Genomic DNA, 1,543 nt, shown 5'->3' on the forward strand with positions numbered 1-1,543 from the left:
ATTGCGGCGCACCTCGCCGGCGTAGAAATCGACCAGGGCGGCACTGTAGCCCAGTTCGGCGCGGGCTTCGGCCAGCGGCTTGCCCTGTTCCAGCGTGGCGGTGGTGGCGATGATCTCCACCCGTTCGCGCATCAAGCGGGCAGCGCCGGCCAGCACGGCGGCCTTTTCGTCCACGGATGTGGCCCGCCACAGCGGGTACCCCCGCGCGGCGGCATCGAGCGCCGCATCCAGATCGGCGGTGGTGGCCAGCGGCAGTTCGGCCAGCACGGCGCCGGTGGCAGGGTTGACCACCTGGTGGGTGGCGCGGCCTTCGCCGGAGAGCCAGTGGCCATCGATGAACAGGGCAGGGCGAACGGGATAGGCGGTCATGGCAGGAGTCTCCTTGTCTCCTCTCTAATGGAACCAGCTTGCCAGCCAAGAGCGGCGAGGGCAGGCTGCGCAAAAGTTTGGGGAGATGATGATGGAGAAGCCGGAAGGCGCGCCGCATCCGCGGCTGCTGCTGTGGACGCTGTTGGTCGTCTATATCTTCAACTTCATCGATCGGCAGATCGTTTCGATTCTGGCCGAACCCATCGCCCGCGATCTTGATCTGTCCGACAGCCAGTTGGGCCTGCTGACGGGCCTCGCCTTTGCGCTCTTCTATGCCACGCTGGGTGTGCCGATTGCGCGGGTGGCCGATAATGGCCGCACCAACCGCAGCCGTCTGATCGCGGTGTGCGTGGCGGTGTGGTCAGCCATGACGGCGCTGTGCGGGGTGGCGCAGAATTTCTGGCAATTGCTGCTGGCGCGTATCGGCGTTGGTGTGGGGGAGGCCGGCTGCACGCCCACCGCCCACGCGCTGATTGCTGACAGCCTGCCGCCGGAAAAGCGTGCCGGCGGCATCGCCTTTTTCGGGCTGGGCATCCCCATCGGCGGCCTTTTGGGCACGTTGATCGGCGGCGGCATGGCCGAAGCCCTGGGCTGGCGCGAGGCGTTCTGGGTGGTGGGCCTGCCCGGGCTGCTGCTGGCGGTGTTCGTGTGGTTTTTCTTGAAGGATCCGCGCCTTGGCCGCGCTGCGCCGGCCGATGCACCGCCGCGCCTTTCGATGATGGCGAGCCTGAAGCTGTTGGCGAAATCACCAGCCTATTGCCTGGTGCTGTCCGGTGCGTCGCTGGTGGCGTTCCTCAGCTATGGCAAGGGCGTGTGGGTGCTGGTCTATTTCCAGCGCACCCACAAGCTGAGCGTGGGGCAGACGGCAATCTGGGTGGGCGTGATCCTGGGCATTGCCGGCATTGTCGGCACCTGGCTCGGCGGCTGGGCGGCGGACAAGTTCGGCGCCAAAGACCGGCGTCACATGCTCACCCTGCCGGCCTGGGCGATGGTGCTGGCCGCGCCCATATTGTTCGCCGGATACATGGTGGATGATTGGCGACTGGCAATTGCGCTGCTGATCCTGCCCACGGTGGCCAACAGCGCCTATTATGGCCCGGCCTATGGCGCGGCGCAGGTGCTGGCCCGGCCGGACACGCGGGCGATGGCGGCGGCGTGGATGGTGTTTGCGCAG

2 protein-coding genes are annotated in these 1,543 nt (G+C 66.9%); one reads left to right on the forward strand and one right to left on the reverse strand.

Annotated elements, in window-relative coordinates; translation table 11 throughout:
• Positions 1–369 (reverse strand): aldehyde dehydrogenase family protein (locus tag RT662_RS04205; RefSeq protein ID WP_313669422.1); only part of this gene is annotated, 369 nt, incomplete at its 3' end.
• Positions 370–460: 91 nt separating this feature from the next.
• Here RT662_RS04205 and RT662_RS04210 point away from each other — a divergent pair.
• A partial coding sequence (locus RT662_RS04210) for an MFS transporter (protein WP_313669423.1) occupies positions 461–1,543 on the forward strand: 1,083 nt, incomplete at its 3' end.

The sequence above is a fragment of the Sandarakinorhabdus sp. genome (assembly GCF_032115815.1).
In the GTDB taxonomy this organism is placed as follows: domain Bacteria; phylum Pseudomonadota; class Alphaproteobacteria; order Sphingomonadales; family Sphingomonadaceae; genus Sandarakinorhabdus.